The sequence below is a fragment of the Lysinibacillus sp. PWR01 genome, assembly GCF_043359455.1.
In the GTDB taxonomy this organism is placed as follows: domain Bacteria; phylum Bacillota; class Bacilli; order Bacillales_A; family Planococcaceae; genus Lysinibacillus; species Lysinibacillus fusiformis_F.
This window is the reverse complement of record NZ_JBHERJ010000080.1, coordinates 93,798-114,626: the sequence shown is the minus strand read 5'-3', so window position 1 is coordinate 114,626 and position 20,829 is coordinate 93,798. Positions and strand designations below refer to the sequence as shown.

The 20,829-nt window shown below is 42.9% G+C and carries 17 protein-coding genes; 14 read left to right on the top strand and 3 right to left on the bottom strand.

Annotated features, from left to right (window positions below):
* Positions 1–38 precede the first annotated feature (38 nt).
* From pdxR to ACEVFT_RS18105, 3 genes are all read left to right on the top strand, one after another.
* On the top strand, positions 39–1,502 hold the full coding sequence (gene pdxR, locus ACEVFT_RS18115) for a MocR-like pyridoxine biosynthesis transcription factor PdxR (RefSeq protein WP_393950934.1): 1,464 nt from the start codon (positions 39–41) through the stop codon (positions 1,500–1,502).
* Between the two features lie 124 nt (positions 1,503–1,626).
* Complete coding sequence (locus ACEVFT_RS18110; RefSeq protein ID WP_393950933.1) at positions 1,627–3,513, top strand: ABC-F family ATP-binding cassette domain-containing protein; 1,887 nt, start codon at positions 1,627–1,629, stop codon at positions 3,511–3,513.
* 12 nt (positions 3,514–3,525) lie between these two features.
* Positions 3,526–4,653 (top strand): conserved virulence factor C family protein, encoded by a 1,128-nt coding sequence (locus ACEVFT_RS18105; RefSeq protein WP_393950932.1) that lies wholly within the window; start codon positions 3,526–3,528, stop codon positions 4,651–4,653.
* A gap of 915 nt (positions 4,654–5,568) precedes the next feature.
* Here ACEVFT_RS18105 and ACEVFT_RS18100 read toward each other — a convergent pair.
* Positions 5,569–5,931: a hypothetical protein gene (locus ACEVFT_RS18100; protein ID WP_393950931.1), complete on the bottom strand. Its 363-nt coding sequence runs from the start codon at positions 5,929–5,931 to the stop codon at positions 5,569–5,571.
* A gap of 244 nt (positions 5,932–6,175) precedes the next feature.
* Here ACEVFT_RS18100 and ACEVFT_RS18095 point away from each other — a divergent pair, with 244 nt between their 5' ends.
* From ACEVFT_RS18095 to ACEVFT_RS18050, 10 genes are read left to right on the top strand one after another with little or no spacing between them, the layout of a single operon-like run.
* A complete protein-coding gene (locus ACEVFT_RS18095; protein WP_393950930.1) occupies positions 6,176–7,408 on the top strand; it encodes a M20 family metallopeptidase in 1,233 nt (410 codons plus the stop codon).
* Complete coding sequence (locus tag ACEVFT_RS18090) at positions 7,405–8,493, top strand: tartrate dehydrogenase (RefSeq protein WP_393950929.1); 1,089 nt, start codon at positions 7,405–7,407, stop codon at positions 8,491–8,493. The genes ACEVFT_RS18095 and ACEVFT_RS18090 overlap by 4 nt, the downstream gene beginning before the upstream one ends.
* A gap of 1 nt (position 8,494) precedes the next feature.
* Complete coding sequence (locus tag ACEVFT_RS18085) at positions 8,495–9,241, top strand: SDR family NAD(P)-dependent oxidoreductase (RefSeq protein ID WP_393950928.1); 747 nt, start codon at positions 8,495–8,497, stop codon at positions 9,239–9,241.
* Between the two features lie 10 nt (positions 9,242–9,251).
* Positions 9,252–10,706 carry an aldehyde dehydrogenase family protein gene (locus ACEVFT_RS18080; protein WP_393950927.1) on the top strand — a complete coding sequence of 485 codons (1,455 nt, stop codon included), beginning with the start codon at positions 9,252–9,254 and terminating at the stop codon, positions 10,704–10,706.
* A gap of 15 nt (positions 10,707–10,721) precedes the next feature.
* Positions 10,722–11,756 (top strand): ABC transporter ATP-binding protein, encoded by a 1,035-nt coding sequence (locus ACEVFT_RS18075; protein ID WP_393950926.1) that lies wholly within the window; start codon positions 10,722–10,724, stop codon positions 11,754–11,756.
* On the top strand, positions 11,725–12,702 hold the full coding sequence (locus ACEVFT_RS18070; protein ID WP_393950925.1) for an ABC transporter ATP-binding protein: 978 nt from the start codon (positions 11,725–11,727) through the stop codon (positions 12,700–12,702). The genes ACEVFT_RS18075 and ACEVFT_RS18070 overlap by 32 nt, the downstream gene beginning before the upstream one ends.
* Positions 12,703–12,741: 39 nt before the next feature.
* Positions 12,742–13,713 (top strand): P1 family peptidase, encoded by a 972-nt coding sequence (locus ACEVFT_RS18065; protein WP_393950924.1) that lies wholly within the window; start codon positions 12,742–12,744, stop codon positions 13,711–13,713.
* Positions 13,714–13,730: 17 nt separating this feature from the next.
* A complete protein-coding gene (locus tag ACEVFT_RS18060) occupies positions 13,731–15,287 on the top strand; it encodes an ABC transporter substrate-binding protein (RefSeq protein ID WP_342534338.1) in 1,557 nt (518 codons plus the stop codon).
* A gap of 16 nt (positions 15,288–15,303) precedes the next feature.
* Positions 15,304–16,245: an ABC transporter permease gene (locus ACEVFT_RS18055; protein WP_009374228.1), complete on the top strand. Its 942-nt coding sequence runs from the start codon at positions 15,304–15,306 to the stop codon at positions 16,243–16,245.
* A 12-nt stretch (positions 16,246–16,257) separates the two neighbouring features.
* Complete coding sequence (locus ACEVFT_RS18050) at positions 16,258–17,085, top strand: ABC transporter permease (RefSeq protein ID WP_205442624.1); 828 nt, start codon at positions 16,258–16,260, stop codon at positions 17,083–17,085.
* Here the strand turns inward: ACEVFT_RS18050 and ACEVFT_RS18045 are convergent.
* Positions 17,074–18,711 carry a PucR family transcriptional regulator gene (locus ACEVFT_RS18045; protein ID WP_393950923.1) on the bottom strand — a complete coding sequence of 546 codons (1,638 nt, stop codon included), beginning with the start codon at positions 18,709–18,711 and terminating at the stop codon, positions 17,074–17,076. The two genes, ACEVFT_RS18050 and ACEVFT_RS18045, sit on opposite strands and share 12 nt — an antisense overlap.
* Positions 18,712–18,851: 140 nt before the next feature.
* Here ACEVFT_RS18045 and ACEVFT_RS18040 point away from each other — a divergent pair, with 140 nt between their 5' ends.
* The gene (locus ACEVFT_RS18040; RefSeq protein WP_393950922.1) at positions 18,852–20,207 is read left to right on the top strand and encodes an aspartate aminotransferase family protein; all 1,356 of its coding nucleotides are present in this window, start codon (positions 18,852–18,854) and stop codon (positions 20,205–20,207) included.
* A 44-nt stretch (positions 20,208–20,251) separates the two neighbouring features.
* Here ACEVFT_RS18040 and ACEVFT_RS18035 read toward each other — a convergent pair whose 3' ends face one another.
* On the bottom strand, positions 20,252–20,704 hold the full coding sequence (locus tag ACEVFT_RS18035; protein WP_205442628.1) for a MarR family winged helix-turn-helix transcriptional regulator: 453 nt from the start codon (positions 20,702–20,704) through the stop codon (positions 20,252–20,254).
* Between the last annotated feature and the right edge of the window lie 125 nt (positions 20,705–20,829).

Sequence of the window (20,829 nt, the reverse complement as noted above, 5' to 3'; positions counted from 1 at the left end):
ATAACAGTCAAATGAAGACTATAACAGTTGGAGGTCCAATGGAAATAAAGCTGAATCGTCAGTCCGATCAATCTTTAATCAATCAGATTTCAACTATCATTGCAGAAAAAATAAGGTCAGAATATTTACAGGAAGGGAGCCAATTACCTTCTATTCGGAGCTTTTCAAAAGAAAATCAAGTGAGCCCTGTAACGGTCAGTAAGGCGTATGCCTTATTAGAAAGAAATGGTTATATTGAAGTGATACATGGCAAGGGGGCATTTGTTCGAAAAAAAGGACAAAGAGGCACAAATGAGACCTGCAGTGATTATAACTGGCAATTAACGATCCCTGATTACATTCAACGTTCTCAATCTATGTTAAATAAAAGAATGGAATACGCGATGAAATTCTCAAGTGCCACCATCCACCCAGGGTTATTACCCTCTGTTTATTTGGTGAATGAAATTGTGGCGATATTACAGGCAGATCCTCAGATTGTGGCTCGTTATGGAACTGTACAGGGTGATGAAGAAGTACGAAAGGCGATCCAAGACTATGTCCAAGAATATAATCACATTGCCACAACACCACAAGAAATTATTGTGACAAATGGTGTACAACAAGGGATAGATATAGTGGCTAGAACATTTATTGGCCCTGGAGATATTGTTATTACCGAAGCCCCTACATATACAGTAGCCATCGATGTCTTTAGAAATCGTGGGGCCCACATTATTCCCATACCAGTAGACGAGGAGGGAATGCAGACAACTCTTCTAGCGACACTATGCCTAAGCAAACAACCAAAGCTTATCTATACAAATCCAACATTTCAGAATCCTACAGGCACAGTTCTAAGTGAAGCGAGAAGGGGAGAGTTGCTGGATCTTGCCCAACAATATGGCTTTCTTATTGTAGAGGACGATTCATGGAATGAAATTTATTTTGACGATAACCCCCCACCACCAACGCTCAAAGCTTTAGATACAAGTGGTCATGTTATTTATTTAAAAGGCTTTAGTAAGGCGTTAGCCCCAAGTTGTAGAATCGGCGCTATCCTTTCAAAAGGTACCGTTCATCAACGACTTTTATCTGCCAAATCCAGTGCCGATTCGGGTAACCCCTTATTAACACAAAAGGCACTGATTCCATTCTTACGTTCAGACCGAATGCATGCCCATTTAGAAAAACTGCGTATTGCACTTGAGATAAGAAGGGATCAGACGATTGCATTGTTGAATAAGCATGCACCAAAGGGCGTTACGTGGATCGAACCAAAGGGTGGGCTTACTATTTGGGTGTCTTTACCTCATAATGGTAATACGGATGAGCTGTTATGGAAGGCTCAACAAAACCATATTACCTTTTTACCAAGCTCAGCTTGTTATCCAGGAGAGCCTCAATATCACCATATGAGAATTAGTTATTCTTATCCTGAACCGCATGACTTAACACAAGGAATCATCAAGCTTTGTCAGCTTATGGAATCCTATTTACAGGACATTTCACCAGCTCGTTGATAGTTTGTTGTTCTTTGTTTACCTGCCGTTTGATGTTATGATGAATAGTGGATATCAATAATCGTCTACATAAAAATCGTGTGGGCATGGACAATACCTAACATGAAAGAGATGGAATAGTGGAATGAGTCATTTAATCGTACAAAATTTAACCAAAACGGTGGGCGATAAAACGCTTTTTCAAAATATTGAATTTACCATTTATGAGGGAGAGCGAGCAGGCTTAATCGGTATAAACGGAACGGGAAAATCAACCCTGTTATCCATTTTAGCTGGGGACATGGAAGCGGATACGATGACAGTAGATCGCCCGAATAAATACCGTGTCGCCTATTTACCACAGGAGCCGACATTTAATGCTGGGGAAACGGTTTTACAGGCTGTCTTTGCAGGCGATTCGCCCATTTTACAGCTTAATCGTCAATATGAGGAAACGGTTGCTGCACTAGCAAGTAACCCTACATCCGAAAGTTTACAAAAGACGTTATTTAGCCTGCAACAGCGCATGGATGAAGCGCAGGCATGGGATGTCAATGCCCTTGCGAAAACGGCTTTAACAAAGCTAGGGATTGAAACATTTGAAAGAGAGGTACTAACTTTATCAGGCGGCCAGCAAAAACGGGTTGCATTAGCGAAGGTGTTAATTGAACCAGCGGATCTTTACTTATTGGATGAGCCTACCAACCATTTAGATGTGCAGTCTACAGAATGGCTTCAAGAGATGGTATTACGACTAAAGGGTGCAGTGATTTTCATCACCCACGATCGTTACTTCTTAGATGAATTATCGACACATATTTACGAGTTAGCGAATCAAACCTTGTATCGTCATACTGGGAATTATGGTGATTATTTAGAGGCACGAGCTATTCGTGAGGAAATGCAAGCTGCTTCTGCGCAGAAGGATCGCAACCGTTACCGTTCAGAATTAAAATGGATTCGTCGCGGTGCGAAGGCGCGTTCAACCAAGCAAAAGGCTCGTATTCAACGCTTTGAAAAGCTAGAAGAAAACCTAGAACGCAAATCAGAGGATGTTTCATTGGATATGGGACTTGCGACAACACGCCTTGGTCGTAAAGTGCTGGAGGCTGAGACTATTTCGAAAGCCTTTGGACAGCAAAAAATCCTTGAAAACTTCTCATTTTTACTACAGCAGGGTGACCGAATTGGCATTATCGGTGCGAACGGAGTAGGAAAATCAACTTTATTGAACATGCTAGCAGGAGAGCTGACACCAGATCAAGGCGAAATTCTTGTTGGATCAACAGTGAAGCTGGCACATTTCAAGCAAACATTGCCGAAAATGAATGAAAATGAGCGCATGATTGAATATATACGTGAGGCTTCAAATGATATTACGGATGCAGAGGGTGTTCGTTACTCAGCCGCTCAAATGCTGGAGCGCTTTTTATTCCCGCTGCATGCTCATGGCACACCAATTGGAAAATTATCGGGCGGTGAGCGCAAGCGTCTTCATTTATTACGTTTATTGTTGGAGCAACCGAATGTTCTGTTGCTGGACGAGCCTACCAATGACCTGGATATTGAAACATTGGGTGTGCTAGAGGATTTCATCGAGCATTTCCCTGGCGTTGTTATCACGATTTCCCATGATCGTTTCTTCCTAGACCGTATTGCGAAAAAGCTATGGATACTAGATGGTCTGGGACAGGTAGAAGAAACATTGGATCTTTACAGTGAGTACCTGGAGAAACGTGAGCATGCTGCTACTGTCAAAGTAGAAACGCCAAAAGTGGAAAAGGCCAAGTCCGAAAAGCCAAAATCAGACAAGAAAAAGCTATCGTTTAAAGAGCAAAAAGAATGGGAAACGATTGCAGACGAGATTGAAAAAACGGAGACGGCCATTATGGAGACCGAAGAAGGAATCGCGAATGCAGGCTCAGATTTTACAAAGTTACAGGAATTAACGGCCAAGTTAGATGAACTAAATGCACACTATGAGCATCTGATTGAAAGATGGTCTTATTTAGATGAAATAGTTAACGGATAAGGAGCGATAGACATGAAGATTATTACAATTGAACCGACGCCAAGTCCCAATTCTATGAAGATTGTTGTTGATACAGAGCTACCGTTCGGGAAAAGCTATAATTTTACAAAAGATAATAAAGACGAAGCAACTGGCGAGGCTGCTGCTATTTTAGCGATTGAAGGAGTAAAGGGCGTTTACCACGTAGCCGATTTCTTTGCTGTTGAGCGTAATGCCAAATATGCATGGGAAGGCATTCTAGCAAGTATTCGTCAAGTGTTAGGGGAAGATGTCCAAACACAAGAAGAAACCGTTGTAGCCAATGAATTTTATGGAGAGGTTTACGTGCATGTACAGTTTTACAAGCAGGTGCCTTTACAAGTAAAAGTTTTTGATAATCAACGCGAGTATCGTATTAGCTGTGGTGACCGTTTTGTCGATGCGTTTAATCAAATCATTGAATCAGCAGTAGATGAAAACTATATTTTCCAACGTAAGTGGATTGATTATGGTGTTCGCTACGGTGAGCTTGAAGAAATTGCAGAAACCGTCCAACAGGAGATTGATGTCACTTATTCTGCTGACCGTTTAGCAGAAATTGTCGCAGCTATCAATAATGATGGCGAAAAAGCAGTTTTGAAAACGGATAAACTAAAAGTGACGGTGGCGCAGTTCAAGCAACCTGAATGGGAGAAACGCTTCCAATTACTCGACCAAATGGCTGACCCTGAGCTAGACGATCTACCGCTATTGGATTTAGCCTTACAGGATGAGCAAATGTCCATTCGTCGACTAGCGACGGTATACTTAGGCATGATTGAGGATGTGGCTGTTGTACCTTATTTAGAAAGAGCCCTACAAGATAAAAGTGCAGCGGTACGCCGAACAGCAGGTGACTGCATGAGTGACCTTGGCTTAGTAGAATTTGAAGAAGCCATGCTGCAAGCCTTACAGGATAAAAACAAATTGGTTCGCTGGCGCGCAGCGATGTATTTATATGAAGTCGGCACGGAGCAATCCTTACCAGCATTGAAGGCTGCTGAGGATGATAAAGAATTCGAAGTGAAGCTACAAGTGAAAATGGCCATTGCCCGTATCGAACAGGGCGAAGAAGCAAAAGGCTCGGTCTGGAAGCAAATGACCGAATCCCGTCAACAATAATCAGGAAAAACCAGCAGACGCTGGTTTTTTTCTGTTTTGTAATGGTTGGGGGTTGCTCTAATCAGTGGGTGAAGTTGATCCTGAATAGTGAGGGTCCGCTCCAAGAAGTTGGAAAGTCGCTCGTAAGAAGTGAGGAGCCGCTCTAAAGAGTGAGAACCTGATCAAAAAGGGGTAAGACCGCTCGTAAGAAGTGAAAGCCCGCTCTAAAAAGAGAGAGAGCCGCTCCTAAGAAGCGAAAGCCCGCTCCAAAAAGAGAGAGCCGCTCGTAAGAAGTGAAAGCCCGCTCTAAAAAGAGAGAGAGCTGCTCCTAAGAAGCGAATACCCGCTCTAAAAGGTGAGAAAGCCGCTCCTAAGAAGCGAATACCCGCTCCAAAAAGAGAGAAAGCCGCTCCTAAGAAGCGGATACCTGCTCTAAAAAGAGAGAAAGCCGCTCGTAAGAAGTGAGAACCCGCTCTAAAAAGAGAGAGAGCCACTCGTAGAAATGAGGACCTGCCCTCAAAAATGATGAAGCCGCTCCTAAGAAGCGAAAGCCCGCTCTAAAAAGAGAGAAAGCCGCTCGTAAGAAGTAAGAACCCGCTCTAAAAAGAGAGAAAGCCGCTCGTAAGAAATGAGGAGTCGCTCTAAAAAGAGAGAGAGCCGCTCCTAAGAAGCGAATACCTGCTCTAAAAGGGTGAGAAAGCCACTCCTAAGAAGTGGAAACTCGCTCTAAAAGGAGAGAAAGCCGCTCCTAAGAAGTGAATACCTGCTCTAAAAAGTAAGAGAGCCGCTCCTAAGAAGCGAAAGCCCGCTCTAAAAGGTGAGAAAGCTGCTCCTAAGAAGTGAAAGCCCGCTCTAAAAAGAGAGAGAGTCGCTCCTAAGAAGCGAAAGCCCGCTCTAAAAGGTGAGAAAGCCACTCCTAAGAAGTGGAAACTCGCTCTAAAAGGAGAGAAAGCCGCTCCTAAGAAGTGGGAACTCGCTCCAAAAAGTAAGAAAGCCGCTCCAAAGAAGCGAAAGCCCGCTCCAAAAAGTTAAGAAAGCCGCTCCTAAGAAGCGAATATCCGCTCTAAAAGGTGAGAAAGCCGCTCCTAAGAAGTGAAAACCCGCTCTAAAAAGGGGTAAGACCGCTCCTAAGAAGCGAAAGCCCGCTCCAAAAAGAGAGAAAGCCGCTCCTAAGAAGTGAGAACTCGCTCTAAAAGGTGAGAAAGCCGCTCCTAAGAAGTGGGACCCCGCTCCAAAAAGTAAGAAAGCCGCTCCTAAGAAGCGAAACCCCGCTCCAAAAAAAGTATTACCCTCTTCCAAACTAAAAATCTATCAACCACCCAAAACCACTCCTAAAATCGAAACCAATCATCTCCTGCATTCAATGAATTGATCGAAAAAACGCGTAAAACAGAAAAAAATGTTGTTTTCTAGTGATTTATTGCTAAACAAAAAGTTAAGGGCGTACTTTGAATCATTAACATATTGTCTAGTTTCATAGAGAAAGGACAATGTTAAAATAACATAAATTCAGAATATTCTTTAAAAATAGGAGGTCCTTTGCATGACAGTAACTAGTTTAAAGACAACGAAATCGTATGTGCGTGATCGTGAGGCGGTCATTACCTTAACACAGAAGCTCGTACGCATTGAAAGCGTTTACCGTGAGAACGATCCGAAGGGCAATGAGCAAGAGGTGGCAACTTTTGTAGCGGCGTATTTACGAGATATTGGGATCGAGACGCATATCGAGGAGGTTGTGCCAGGGCGACCGAATGTCATTGGTATTATTGATTCGGGCAAGCCTGGGAAAACATTACTTTTCGAAGGACATACGGATGTGGTGACAGAGGGCAATCGAGAGGCTTGGGCCTATGATCCATTTGGAGCAGAAATTGTCGATGGGCGTATGTATGGCAGGGGAACGAATGATACAAAGGGGAATCTTGCTTGTATGATTACAGCTTGTCAGTCTTTGCTACTAGATCAAGAGGCGTTTACGGGCAAGATTATTTTATGTATTCCTTGTGATGAAGAAGGGCTTATGCTTGGCATTAAACATTTTATTAAAAATGGCTGGGCTGATGGCGTGGATGGGGCGATTATCTGTGAGCCACAGGAAAATAATGTGTGTATTGCCCAGCGTGGGGCTATTCGTTTACAGGTAGATATTTTCGGTAAAATGGCGCATGGTGCCATTTCGTGGAGCGGTATCAATCCTAACTGGCGTATGGCACGTTTCATCGTAGAGCTTGAAAAATTAGAAAAAGAGGAGCAAGCACGGTTAGGGCGTGATCCAATGCTGAATTGGCCTTCTATTACACCAACGATTTTACGTGCGCCGGTAAAAGGCGATGCACAAATCAATGTCATTCCGGACCATTGTATGACGACGCTCGATATTCGTACGGTGCCTGCGCAGGATCATGATGAACTGCTAGGCAAAATCGAAGCGATTATTAAACGATTACAAGCAGATGATCCTGATTTCAAAGTTGAATTAACGGTCCTTGATAACCGACCTGCAACAGCAACAGCGAAGGAAGACCCGGTTGTACAGGCTATTTATGAAGCTGTGGCAGAAGTAACAGAAAAGGAACCAAAATATAACGGTGTTCCAGGTGCGACAGATGGTACGTTTCTTCATGTGCATGGTATTCCGATTGTAACGGTTGGTGCAGGAGATCGAGAAATCCCTCATCAAATCAATGAGTATGTAGATATTGAAGAATTAGCAGAAACAACGGCAATTTACCGTTTGGCAGCTTTAAAATTTTTGGCGGGTGATGCACAATGACGGCGATCAAAATAGCGGTAATACCAGGAGATGGTATAGGAAAAGAAGTGATGCAGGAAGCGTTAAAAGTTTTAAATTGTTTGCAAGAACAACATAGCTCCTTACACATCGAAACAACCATTTTTCCTTGGAGCTCCGATTACTACGTGCAGCATGGCTATATGATGCCTGAGGATGCACTGGCAACACTTCAAACATTTGATGCGATTTTATTCGGCGCTATTGGTGATGCACGTGTGCCAGATGATGTGACCGTTTGGGAATTGATTATGCCCATTCGGAAACATTTCCAGCAATATGTGAATTTCCGTCCTATTAAATCACTGCCAGGGATCGTGTCTCCGTTGGCTAGCGGAAAAGAGATTGACTTTGTAATCTTCCGTGAAAATGCAGAGGGCGAATATTCAGACAGTGGTGGTCGACTGTACCAGCAGCAGCCACAGGAAATGACGATTCAAAATACCATCATGACGCGAATGGGGATTGAAAAGATTGTCCAAGCTGCCTGTGATTATGCGAAGCAACACGGTAAAACCAAAATTACAAGTGCGACAAAATCGAATGCCATTATTCATTCGATGAAATTCTGGGACGAGCATACAAGAAAAACAGTGACACAAAGCTCACCAGCACTGCAGCTTGAATCCATTTATATCGATGCATTAGTTGCCTATTTTGTAGAACGACCACAGGATTTCGAGGTGGTGGTGGCGTCCAATTTGTTTGGCGATATTTTATCTGATTTAGGCTCTGCCATTGTCGGAGGACTTGGTCTGTCTCCATCGGCCAATCTGAATCCAGAAAAGGATTTTCCATCGATGTTTGAGCCTGTTCATGGCTCAGCACCAGATATTGCAGGCAAGGGCATTGCCAATCCAATCGCACAAATTTGGTCGCTTGCCTTGCTTCTTGGACATCAGGGTAGACCAGATTTAGAACAGCTCATTGTCAAAGCTATTACAGCAGTGCTGCAAGAAGGCGTTGTGAAAACAGCAGATATTGGTGGACAAGCGACAACAGCACAAATGGGCGATGCGATTTGTCAGGAAATCATTAATAGAACGTTAACAGCAGGAGGTGTTTAGCATGACAGTTGAGCAAAAGGTGATTGTGGTTACTGGTGCAGGAGGCGGTATGGGCAAGGCCATTATTCAAGAGCAATTAAAGCAGGACAACCGAGTCGTAGGGCTTGATTTATCGATCGATGCCTTATCCGATATTGCACAGGATGCCCTCCAATGCTTTGAAGTCAATGTGTTACAGGAGGACCGTGTGCAAGCCATCTGCCAGCAGATTTTTGACAAGTATGGCAGAATTGATGGCCTTGTAAATGCACTGGGAATTGCCCAGTCAGCTACACCGATTGAAGAGGTCACGATGGATGAATGGAATCGTTTGATGGATGTGAATGTGAAAAGTTTATTTATCACGACAAAGGCAGTGGTCCCTTTTATGAAAAAACAGCAAAGGGGTTCTATTATTACAATTGCCTCGATTTCAGCGGTGCGACCTAGACCGGGCTTACAAGCCTATATTGCGTCGAAGGGTGCAGCAGAGAGCTTTACGAGAGGGCTTGCGATTGAGCTTGCTTCCAGTCAGATTCGTGTTAATACGATTCATCCAGGCCCAGCCGACACGCAGATGCTTGGTCAATTTGCCGCACAGGGTGCTGATGTAGAGCAAACGAAGCAAAGTGTGTTTGTGCAGTCTGTCCCACTTGGGCGATTGGTGAAGCCATCAGATATAGCAGGGGCAGTTAGTTATTTACTGTCGGACGCAGCAAGCATGGTTACAGGGACGACATTACATGTAGATGGTGGTCGTGGATTATAGGAGGGGTACGATGAAAAAAATTCCTATGTTGATAGATGGCGAGTGGGTTCACGGTGATGCAGAGGCATACCTAGATGTTAAGAATCCCTCAACAGGTGAAGTGATTGCACAAATTAGTAACGCGAGTAAAGAACATGTAGAAGAGGCAGTACGTGCAGCCCGTGTAGCCTTTGAACGAGAGGACTGGCGTCAATGGAAAGCCTATGAACGTGGGCAGTTATTGATCGAATTTGCTCATTATATTCGTAAGCATGCTGAGGAATGGAGTTTACTCGAATGTCGGGATGTAGGAAAGCCCTTATCACAGGCAAGAGCAGATATTGAAGCAGCGGCTCGCTATTTTGAATTTTACGGCGGTGCAGCGGATAAGGTGATGGGGGATACCATTCCGATTGAGGATGGGCTATTAAATGCAGTAGTGCTAGAGCCAGTTGGCATTACGGTACATATTGTGCCATGGAATTATCCGATTCAAATTACGGCAAGAAGTGTCGCAGCGGCTATAGCGACTGGTAATGCAGTCATTGTGAAAAGTGCGGAGGATACACCGCTGACAACCCATGCCATTGCACAATGGTTCGCGGATAAGCTACCAAAAGGGATTTTCCAGCATATTACAGGCTTAGGACGAGAAGTTGGCCCTTATTTAACATCACATCCCGATATTAATCATATTACGTTTACAGGTTCTGTTCCAACAGGGATTGCGGTGATGAAGGCGGCAGCGGAAAATGTTGTGCCAGTGACATTAGAGCTTGGAGGGAAATCACCTAATATTGTTTTTGCAGATGCTAACATCGAGCAGGCATTAGAGGGGGTTGTACGTGCGATTATCCAAAATGCTGGTCAAACTTGTTCAGCAGGGGCACGTTTACTCATTGAGGAACGTATCAAAGAGTCCTTCATTGGACAATTAGCGCAAAAATTCCAAGCCATACAAGTAGGGCCAGGTGAAGCGGATATGGATATGGGGCCGCTACTAAATGAACAACAATATACGAAAATCACTGCATTATTACAGCAAGCAAAGGTAGATGGCTATGTAGTTACGGGTGGAGAACCATTGACATTGGCAGGCTATGAAAATGGCTTTTATGTACAGCCAACTATACTAGATGGCGTTGATCCAAAAGATCCATTAGCGCAGGAAGAAATCTTTGGCCCTGTGTTAACCGTCTTGACATTTTCCAGTGTAGAAGAAGCTATCGCATTAGCCAATAGCACAGACTATGGCTTAGTGGCGGGCATTTGGTCGCAAAATATTGATACGGCTCATTATGTGGCAAGTCGTGTGCAGGCTGGCCAAGTATTTGTCAATAATTATGGGGCTGCTGGTGGCATTCAAATGCCGTTTGGAGGCTATAAAAAAAGCGGAATTGGTCGAGAGAAGGGCTTTGTTGCACTGCGAAACTATACGCAAATGAAAAACATCGCTATACGCTATGCACCACCTAATCAACACTGAGATGGAGGGACGCATATGGAACAGCCAAAAGAAAAAGAAGTGCTTTTAGAGGTCAATCAATTATCAATCAAATTCCATTTAAAAAATGGCAAAGAGGCAAAAGTTGTTGAAGATGTGAACTTTACCATTCACAAAGGAGAAACCGTTGCACTAGTAGGTGAATCGGGTAGTGGCAAAAGCATTACATCCTTAGCCATCATGCGGTTGCTGCCCATACCACCAGGAGAAATTACAGCAGGTTCTATAACCTTCAACGGCAACAATCTACTTAGCTATAAAAATAAAGAGATGAGCCGTATTCGTGGTAATGAAATGAGTATGATTTTTCAAGAGCCCATGACCTCTTTAGATCCCGTTTTTACGATTGGCAATCAAATGATAGAAGGCATACGCAGACATCAAAAGGTATCAAAAAAAGAGGCGTGGCATAAAGCGCTTCAGCTCTTAAAGGAAGTCGGGATTGCGAATGCAGAAAAGGTCATCGCTGAATATCCTCACCAATTATCAGGCGGGATGCGGCAACGTGTCATGATTGCCATCGCAATGTCCAATAATCCGCAGCTACTGATTGCGGATGAGCCAACTACAGCGCTGGATGTCACGGTACAGGCACAGATATTAAAGCTGATGCTGAAAATGAAGGAAGAGCATCGGTCAGCCATTTTATTCATCACCCATGATATGAGTGTTGTCGCAGAAACAGCTGACCGTGTCATGGTGATGTATGCAGGGCAGATAGTCGAGGAAGCGCCAGTAAGAGAGCTATTTTTAAATCCACAGCATCCTTATACAACGGCTCTTTTAAAGACGATGCCAAGCCTTGAAACAGATGTCAAAAGGCTGCCGTCGATTCCTGGGACTGTGCCACCAGCATATGCATTACCTGACGGCTGTCGCTTTGCCCCTCGCTGTCCACATGCGATGCAGCATTGTCATCAGGAGCAACCCGCAGTTCATTACATTCAAGAGGCACATAAGGTGCGCTGTCATTTATTCACAGAGAAAGGAGAGCTGGCTCATGACGAAGAAAGAAGTTTTGCTGGAAATTAATCATTTAAAAGCCTACTTTCCTGTGAAGCGCAAGTCGATGAAGGAAGAGAAAAAAGTCATCAAGGCAGTTGACGATATTTCAATAGAGATTTATAGAGGAGAAACACTTGGTATAGTTGGCGAATCAGGTTCAGGAAAATCCACCTTTGGACGAACAATTTTAAAGCTCGTTGAACCAACGGCAGGGGAAGTATTGTATAAAGGACAGCCCATCCAGCATTTAAAGGGAAATAAGCTGCAAAGTTACCGCAATCAAATGCAAATGATTTTTCAGGATCCCTTCGCCTCTCTCAATCCTCGGATGCGAATCGGTTCTATTATCGAAGAACCGATGAAGCTGCAATTAACCTTGACGAAGGAGCAACGAAAAGAGCGTGTGAAGGAGCTGTTACAAAAGGTAGGGCTACCTGAGGATGCCATGCAAAAGTTTCCGCATGAATTTTCTGGTGGACAACGACAGCGAATTGGGATTGCACGGGCATTAGCGATTCATCCAGAATTCATTATTGCCGATGAGCCCGTATCTGCACTGGATGTGTCGGTGCAATCGCAAGTGCTCAATCTCATGATGGATTTACAGGATGAATTTCAATTAACCTATTTATTTATCTCACATGACTTAAGCGTTGTGAAGCATATTAGTGACCGTGTGGCAGTGCTGTATTTAGGTAGAGTGGTAGAAGTTGGGACAAAGAAGGAGCTATATGCCAATCCATTACATCCCTATACACAAGCATTACTATCTGCGATACCAGTGGTTAATTTTGATGAGCCAAAACAAGAAATACTTTTACAGGGCGAGTTACCAAGTCCGATGAATCCACCTGTCGGCTGTGTCTTTCATACACGCTGCCCGTTTGTGATGGAAAGATGTCATCAGGAAAGACCGGTGCTTCAGAATGAAAATGATCATCAACGCGTAGCTTGCTTTTTGTATAATAAATAATCAGAATATTAAATTTGTTTAAGAATCGAGGTGTTGATGATGTTTGGCAATATAACAGATGTGCCAGGTGTTAAGGTGGGACATCGTGAAAACAAGGAGGGCATCACTGGCTGCACGGCGCTATTAGTGGAAAACGGGGCGGTGTGTGGAGTGGATGTTCGGGGCTCTGCACCAGGTACTCGTGAAACAGACGCGTTAGATCCCATCAATGAAATTGATCGAGTCCATGCCATTTGTTTAGCTGGTGGCAGTGCGTTTGGATTAGACGCTGCTACAGGTGTGATGCAATTTTTAGAGGAGCAAGGGATTGGGGTCGATGCAGGTGTGGCAAAAATACCGATTGTGCCAAGTGCGGTCCTCTTTGACTTATTTATCGGTGATCCGCATGCTCGACCTACTGCACAAATGGGCTATGAAGCGGCACAAGCAGCACAAGTTGGGTTATTTCCAAATGGCAATGTAGGCGCTGGCTACGGAGCAACTATAGGCAAATTAGCAGGTCCAGCGTTTGCGATGAAAGGTGGGCTTGGTAGTGCTTCCTATGCGGGGAAAGGTGGTCTCGTAGCAGGTGCTATCGTGGCTGTCAATGCAGTAGGAGATGTCAAGGATCCTACGACAAGGCAAATTTTAGCTGGAGCAAGAGATGCGCATTCTGGTCAATGGGTAGATTGCTGTGCCTATCTGGAGGAGCATGCGCAATCAGAGGCATTAGCTGGTACCAATACAACCATTGGTGTTGTGGCAGTGAATGCCAAGCTAACGAAGGCAGAGGCTAAAAAGATTGCGCAGCTTACGCAAAATGCCTTAGCACGAACGATTTATCCTGTTCATACGATGCTGGATGGCGATACGATTTTTGTGCTCGGGACGGGCGATCAATCCTATGCACTTGATTATTTAGGTCAACTAGCAACAAAGGTGATGGAGGAAGCGATTCTTGCTGGTATTAAAGCCGCTGATCGATTGGCGGATGTTGAAAGTTATACAAGCATTCAAAAGATAAGCACTTAGGAAAAGGGGGAACGGCCATGCAATGGAAAAAAAGCGGATTGATACTAATAACAGTGTTAATGGCAATCGTTATGGCGGCGTGTTCAAGTGATGGAGAGAAAAATACGACAACTTCAGGTACTACGGATGGTCAAACGGCAGCAGATGTTCCACAGGAAATTGTTGTACGTGTCAATGATGATCCAGATTTTTTAGATCCACATAAAGCAACAGCGTCCATTTCGTATCAAATGATTCTTAATATCTTTGAGGGGCTAATGGCTCCTGAAACAGATGGCTCGTTAAAAGAGGGACTTGCTGAAAGCTATGAAATCTCTGAGGATGGCTTAACGTATACGTTTAAAATTCGCCAAGGTGTGAAGTTTCATAATGGTGATGACTTAACGATGGAGGATATTCAATATTCCTTTGACCGTTTAATGGGAAAAAATGGTGGGGAAAAAATGTCCAATAGCTTTGATAACGTGGCATCTACAGAGGCACCTGATGCGAGTACATTTGTGATCAAGCTAAAAGAGCCAAATTCAAATTTCCTCTATTCATTAACAGGAAGACAATCAGCTATTATTCCGAAGAGCAATGATGGGAAGCATAATGAAAATCCAATTGGTACAGGCCCATTTGCCTTTGTGAAATATGCACCAGGTACAAATTTAGAGCTTAAGAAAAATGAGCAGTACTGGCAGGAAGGATTACCTTATTTGAATAAAGTAACGTTTGCCTTCCAATCAGATGATCAGGCAGCCATTATGAGCTTGATGGCCAATGAAGTGGATTTAACGAGTGTTCCTTGGCACCGTGTGAGCGAGGTAGAGGGAAGCTATAATTTATCACATCAAAATAATAACTCATCTCTTATTGTGACATTTAACGAAACAAAGGCACCATTTGATAATGTGAAGGTTCGTCAAGCAATCAATTACGCTATTAGTAAAGCTGATATTATTGACTCTGTGTTTGCAGGCTATGCCGTGCCACTTGGCTCTAATATGAGTCCAGCAATGGGCGATTTCCAAAAGAAGGGCTTAGAAAGCATGTATGAGCGAGATGTGGAAAAAGCGAAGGCCTTATTAGCGGAAGCGGGATATCCTGATGGCTTTAAAACAAAAATTACAGTGTCTTCACACAATGATATTTACTCAAACATTGCACAGATTGTCGTGGCTAATTTGCAAGAAATCGGAATTGATGTAGAAATTGAAGTCGTGGAATGGGGAATTTGGCTAGATCGCGTTTACTTTGGTCGTGATTATGCAATGACAACGATTGATTTAACGGGTCGTGCATCTGCTTTTGAAGTGTTGAATGATTACATTTCTACAAATGATAGTGAAAACTTCTTCTTATTTAAAAATGAAGAGTACGACAAAATTATGGCCGATGTTTTAAAGGAAACAGATCAAGCCAAACAAATAGATTACTATCATCGTGCACAGGAAATTTTAGCAGAGCAGGCGACAGCGGTATATATTGCGGATTATCAAATCGTTTGGGGCTCTGATAAACAAGTGACGGGGCTGAAGAGCTATCCATTCTGGTTCCACGATATGTCAGAGGTCAAGTTTTCAAACTAGAAAGGGATGAGTGCTTATGATGTATATCCTACGTCGAATCATCCTGTTAATAACAACCATCCTTCTAGTATCCATTATTACATTTGGTGTTTTTCAAATATTACCTGGTGATCCGGTTCGAACGATGCTAGGGACAGAAGCGGATCCCACTCAAATTGAAAATTTACGATCTGAGCTTGGCTTGGATCGTCCTCTTTATGAACAATATGTGGATTGGATGAAGGGCTTATTGACAGGGCAATTAGGGAATTCCATTCGATTTTCCATGCCAGTAAAAGAATTACTATTTGATCGACTTCCTGTCACAATGTCATTAGCAGGGCTCACCCTTATCATTGTCTTAATCATCTCCTTACCTTTAGGGATGTTTGCAGCAAGAAGACAAAATAAATTAAGTGATGTGTCCTTATCGACTGTAACCCAAATCGGTATGGCCGTGCCTTCCTTTTGGCTTGGGATGATGCTTATTCTTTACATTGGCTTACAGTTCAGCTTCTTTAAAATTAGTGGCTATATTCCTTGGACACAAAGTGTAGCAGGGGCGCTCAGTACGCTCATACTTCCAGCTTTAACGATTGCGATTCCCCAAATTGCGGTGAATTTTCGTTATGTCCGTACAGCTATATTGGAGCAGGTCCAGCTCGATTATGTCCGTACAATACGCAGTAAAGGGATGTCTGAACAAAATGTGATGTATAAGCATGTTTTGAAAAATTCAATGATCCCGATATTGACGGTTTTTGGTTTGATTATGGCGGAGGTTGTAGCAGGGACGATTATTGTGGAGCAAGTGTTTTCATTGCCAGGGATTGGTCAATTATTGATTACGGCTATCAGTAATCGCGATTTTCCACTCGTACAAGGGATCGTTATGTATATTACAGTAGCTGTCGTCATGATTAATTTTATCGTCGATGTTTTATATTCTGTGCTGGACCCTAGAATTCGATTACGTTAAGAGGTGACTACCATGAAACAACTACAGCGCTATACTAAAAAAATCAATTTAGTCATTGGTCTCCTCGTCATTGTTGGCTTTCTGCTCGTCATGCTTGTTAGCTTTTTTTATACACCCCATGATGTCAACGCAATGAATATACCGGAAAAATTGCGTGGTCCAGGTGGTGCTTATATGTTTGGAACAGATGAATTCGGGCGAGATATTTTTAGCCGCATTATGAAGGGGACACAAACAGCCTTTGCCGTTGGTCTATTAACGGTTGCAATCGGAACGGTGTTTGGCATTCTCATAGGCGGGATTGCAGGCTATGTTGGTGGCTGGGTCGATGAAATATTTATGCGCACGATGGACGCTTTAATGGCCTTTCCAGGGATCATTTTAGCATTAATGCTTGTAGCGGTATTCGGCCCAGGAATAACGAATACAGCCATAGCGCTTGGCATTATCGCGATACCTGCTATTGCCAGGATTGCCCGCAGTGGCTTTGTGCAACAACGTGACTCGGAATATGTGCTGGCAGCGAAATTAATTGGGGTCAAGCCTTATAGCATCATGTTCCGCCATATTTTGCCGAACATTTCATCGCAAATTATTGTTGCGGCAACCGTAACATTTGCGACGGCTATGCTGGCCGAGGCAGCATTGAGCTATTTAGGGCTTGGGGTACAGCCACCAAACCCTAGCTGGGGCAGAATGTTAAAAGATTCACAAGCCTATTTAATCGGTGCCCCATGGTATACGTACGCCCCTGGTGGAGCCATTACGATTCTTGTTCTAGGCTTATATATGCTCAGTAATGCTTTACGAGATTTTATGGACCCACGTTCAAAATCGTAATAGATCAGGTGCTGTTTTTTGCAACAGTTCATATGCCTTAACAGCCATTTCAATATTGAGGCGATGGGGAGCTTGTAAAAAATCAGCACCTAATATACTTTCCAGCCGTTCAATTCGTTTATAGAGTGTTTGACGGACAATAAACAGTTGTTCTGCCGTATCATTTTTAGCCCCATTACAGGTTAGATACACAGCTAATGTTTGAAATAAATCATGGCTACTTTTTTGATCTAATACTAAAATTTCTTGCAAGTAATCTTTTACAAATTGTAGGAGAGCTGTTTGATCCTGCTGTAATAACAATCGATAAACACCTAAATCCTTATAATAGATGGAGCTCGTCAATTGATGATGCTGCATGTGGATGGCTGATTTGGCTTCCTTATAGCCCAGATGAACACTTTCAATCGTTTGATAGACATTGCTAATACCACAGCTAAGGGTAAGTTGCTCAAAAAATTGTGCTGCTTTTCGTGCAACAATCTGTGAAATCGCTTGATCAAAGGCGTCGCGATTGTCTTTCATATAATCTGCCGCAATGTAAAAGGCTAAAATAATAATCTCATGCTGTCTTACAGAAACAGTAGGGAAAAACCCTAGCTTTTTCAGAATCGAACGAACATACATGGCATTTTGGAGCTGTATTTCCTGCCATTCTTCTTCAGGCACAGTATTGGCCTCATCATGTAGATTGAACACGACGACTCGGTAAAATAAATTACGACTTTCGATTGGTAAATAGCTTTGATAGTATTGAATATCTACTGGCTGACCTTGAATTAAGGCTAGGATAAATTCATCCTCACGGCTTTGCTGTCGCTCCTGAAGCATACGGTTACGCATTAAAATATGGGCTATCGACATGGTCGCCCGTTCAAGATTTAACAAGGTGTAATCACTCGGCTTTGGCAGTCCAGAATGCATACATAAATAGCCCCAAACTTGTCCAAGCCCATTAACAGGAATAATGACAAAATGGTCTTTGTCCAAGGACAAAAGGTGCAAGGGCTCTTGTAGTTCTAACTGCTGACAATGCTCTTCCATGACACGTAAGTATTTTTTAGCTTCCATCGGATAATAAAAGCTTTTTGTATCTTCTGAGACAAATAAAAATGGCGCATCAGTATCTTGGTGGAGCACTTGTAATATTTTTAAAATACCATTGGGCATTAATGATAATTCCATAAAAGTTTTGGATAGTGTATCTAGCTGTGTAAGTGCCTGTTGGTGTTGATTAATTATGTACGTGTGCAAATCTTGCGTAATATCAATAAATCGTACAATTTCTTCAAAGATAATGATAGGGAAATGATGGGCATTTGCCATGGCAATCAATTCTACGGGGACATGGTCAAAATAGTCTCCAATTTCTATACAAAGACCAGCTGCCTCATTACGAATAAGGTTTTGTAAGTAGGCGATTTGTGTTTCTCGTTCTAGCTGTAAACCGACACCGGTGGTTAAAATTAATTCACCACCATTGATCAATGTGTCAAAATCTTTAATTTCTAATATATGTGTCCACAATACTTGTCGATCAAGGCCATGCTGCCCTGCGATAAGCTTCGCCGATTCAAAATGCTTGCGCTTGAGGACATCACGTACGAGTAGAGGATGTTTCGACATCAATTAGCACCTGCCCTTCGAATGTACAATGTCTATTTCATTATGTTAGAGAAATCAGAAAATTTCAATATTAACTAGCTTAATAGGGAAAATGGTGATAGACAAAAAGGCACCGATGATAGACGATTGGAGGTCATGATATGGAGCGAAATGATCAGTTTACACATACTTTACAACAAAAAGATCATGAAAATGTTTGGCATCACATGTCCATGCACAACGACAAAGCACCTCCCATTATTGAACAGGGAGAAGGGGCATGGATTACAGATAGTTTAGGCAATCGCTTTTTAGATGGCATGTCAGGCTTATGGGCAGTGAATGTAGGGTATGGGCGTGAGCGTCTTGCTAAGGTTGCGTATGAGCAGCTGAAAAAGCTCTGCTATGCTCCCCTAACACAAAGCCATGAACCTGCCATCAGACTCGCTGAAAAAATTAACAGCTTACTTGATGATGACTACATGATGTTTTATTCCAATAGTGGCTCAGATGCGAATGAGGTGGCGTTTAAGTTAATACGTCAATACCATCAACAAAATGGGGAAGGGAACCGCTACAAAATCATTGCTCGCTATCGGGGCTATCATGGCAGTTCACTTGGGGCTTTAGCTGCTACAGGACAAGCATTACGTAAATTTAAGTACGAGCCGTTAACACCAGGCTTCTTACATGTTGCTCCACCTGATCACTATCGTCGTCCAAAAGGGCAGTCCATTGAGGCATACAGCTTAGCACTTGCCCGAGAAATGGAAGAAAAGATTATTTGGGAGCAAAAAGAAACGATTGCGGCTGTGATTATGGAGCCACTCATCACTGGTGGAGGAGTGCTTATTCCACATCCTACTTATGTCAAAGAGGTAGAGCGTATTTGTAGAAAGCATGGGGTATTACTCATCATGGATGAAGTCATATGTGGTTTTGGAAGGACAGGGAAGTTATTTGGCCATCAGCATTTCGACATTCGACCAGATGTCATTACGATGGCGAAAGGATTAACGAGTGCCTACCTACCTTTATCCATAACAGCGATACGCAAAGACATTTATGAAAAATTTAAAGAGACAGACGGCTATAGTCATTTCCGCCATATTAATACATTTGGCGGCAATCCGGCAGCTTGTGCAGTGGCCTTAGAAAATATAAAAATCATGGAAGAAGAAGGACTTGTGCAACGAGCAAGAGATTTGGGAATTCAATTCCTACATGATTTACAAGACTTATTAGAGCTGCCCTTCGTTGGCGATATACGTGGGCTTGGGTTACTCATTGGCATCGAGCTGGTCGAAGATAAACAATCTCAAACACCTGCCAAGCCGGAGCTTATAGCGAAAATTATGGCTGATTGTCAAGCAAATGGCTTAATTGTTGGAAGAAATGGTGATACAGTCGAAGGTTTCAATAATATCATTACGTTAAGTCCACCGCTTTGCTGTACAGACGAGGACTTTGACTTTATGGTTGCTGTATTAAAAAGAGTATTCGCAGCCAATGTCTAGCTTAAGGCGATTCCAAGTGTGCGATAAACCACAAGGGATCGCCTTTAATACTGTCGTTTATGTCCTTTCTTTACCTCTTCCCAGTCAATTTCGATGTTATGCAACACACGTGTTAGTAGACTGTGAATGCTGTCCATCTCCTCATTGGAAAATCCCTCAAGCGCACGAGCATTGGAATATTCGCCCTCCCGTTTTAAAAAAGGATAGATGTCCATGCTTTTGGCTGTTGGAAAGAGTAATTTATTTTTCTTATTGCCTTGTTCAATCCGTTTTTCAATAAAGCCTTTGGTCTCCAATTTTTGAATAGCCCGTGAAGCCGTTGTACGATCCACCTTCAATAGCTCTGCGACCTTTTCTTGAATAATACCAGGATTTTCACAAATACGGATGACATATAAATATTGCCCCTTCGTCAAATCCAATTCCTTAAATTCAATATTGCTAATTGAGTCCAATGCCCGTGCAATGGCACCTATTTCACGTAAGATTTCTTTCATGTTCGATCCTCCTGAGATTTTTATTGTAATTGCAATAAAAATCGTTCTATACTAATACTATCATCTTCGAAGTGAAATTGCACCTAGGGAAGATGATAAGGCAGGAGAGACTAGGAGGATTAGTT

What these genes read in the sequence shown, in the direction of transcription:
- ACEVFT_RS18110 (WP_393950933.1), top strand. Translation starts at nt 1,627, where the DNA reads ATGAGTCATTTAATCGTACAAAATTTAACCAAAACGGTGGGCGATAAA.
- ACEVFT_RS18065 (WP_393950924.1), top strand. Translation starts at nt 12,742, where the DNA reads ATGTTTGGCAATATAACAGATGTGCCAGGTGTTAAGGTGGGACATCGT.
- ACEVFT_RS18040 (WP_393950922.1), top strand. Translation starts at nt 18,852, where the DNA reads ATGGAGCGAAATGATCAGTTTACACATACTTTACAACAAAAAGATCAT.
- ACEVFT_RS18095 (WP_393950930.1), top strand. Translation starts at nt 6,176, where the DNA reads ATGACAGTAACTAGTTTAAAGACAACGAAATCGTATGTGCGTGATCGT.
- pdxR (WP_393950934.1), top strand. Translation starts at nt 39, where the DNA reads ATGGAAATAAAGCTGAATCGTCAGTCCGATCAATCTTTAATCAATCAG.
- ACEVFT_RS18080 (WP_393950927.1), top strand. Translation starts at nt 9,252, where the DNA reads ATGAAAAAAATTCCTATGTTGATAGATGGCGAGTGGGTTCACGGTGAT.
- ACEVFT_RS18075 (WP_393950926.1), top strand. Translation starts at nt 10,722, where the DNA reads ATGGAACAGCCAAAAGAAAAAGAAGTGCTTTTAGAGGTCAATCAATTA.
- ACEVFT_RS18105 (WP_393950932.1), top strand. Translation starts at nt 3,526, where the DNA reads ATGAAGATTATTACAATTGAACCGACGCCAAGTCCCAATTCTATGAAG.
- ACEVFT_RS18090 (WP_393950929.1), top strand. Translation starts at nt 7,405, where the DNA reads ATGACGGCGATCAAAATAGCGGTAATACCAGGAGATGGTATAGGAAAA.
- ACEVFT_RS18070 (WP_393950925.1), top strand. Translation starts at nt 11,725, where the DNA reads ATGACGAAGAAAGAAGTTTTGCTGGAAATTAATCATTTAAAAGCCTAC.
- ACEVFT_RS18050 (WP_205442624.1), top strand. Translation starts at nt 16,258, where the DNA reads ATGAAACAACTACAGCGCTATACTAAAAAAATCAATTTAGTCATTGGT.
- ACEVFT_RS18055 (WP_009374228.1), top strand. Translation starts at nt 15,304, where the DNA reads ATGATGTATATCCTACGTCGAATCATCCTGTTAATAACAACCATCCTT.
- ACEVFT_RS18045 (WP_393950923.1), bottom strand. Translation starts at nt 18,711, where the DNA reads ATGTCGAAACATCCTCTACTCGTACGTGATGTCCTCAAGCGCAAGCAT.
- ACEVFT_RS18060 (WP_342534338.1), top strand. Translation starts at nt 13,731, where the DNA reads ATGCAATGGAAAAAAAGCGGATTGATACTAATAACAGTGTTAATGGCA.
- ACEVFT_RS18035 (WP_205442628.1), bottom strand. Translation starts at nt 20,704, where the DNA reads ATGAAAGAAATCTTACGTGAAATAGGTGCCATTGCACGGGCATTGGAC.
- ACEVFT_RS18085 (WP_393950928.1), top strand. Translation starts at nt 8,495, where the DNA reads ATGACAGTTGAGCAAAAGGTGATTGTGGTTACTGGTGCAGGAGGCGGT.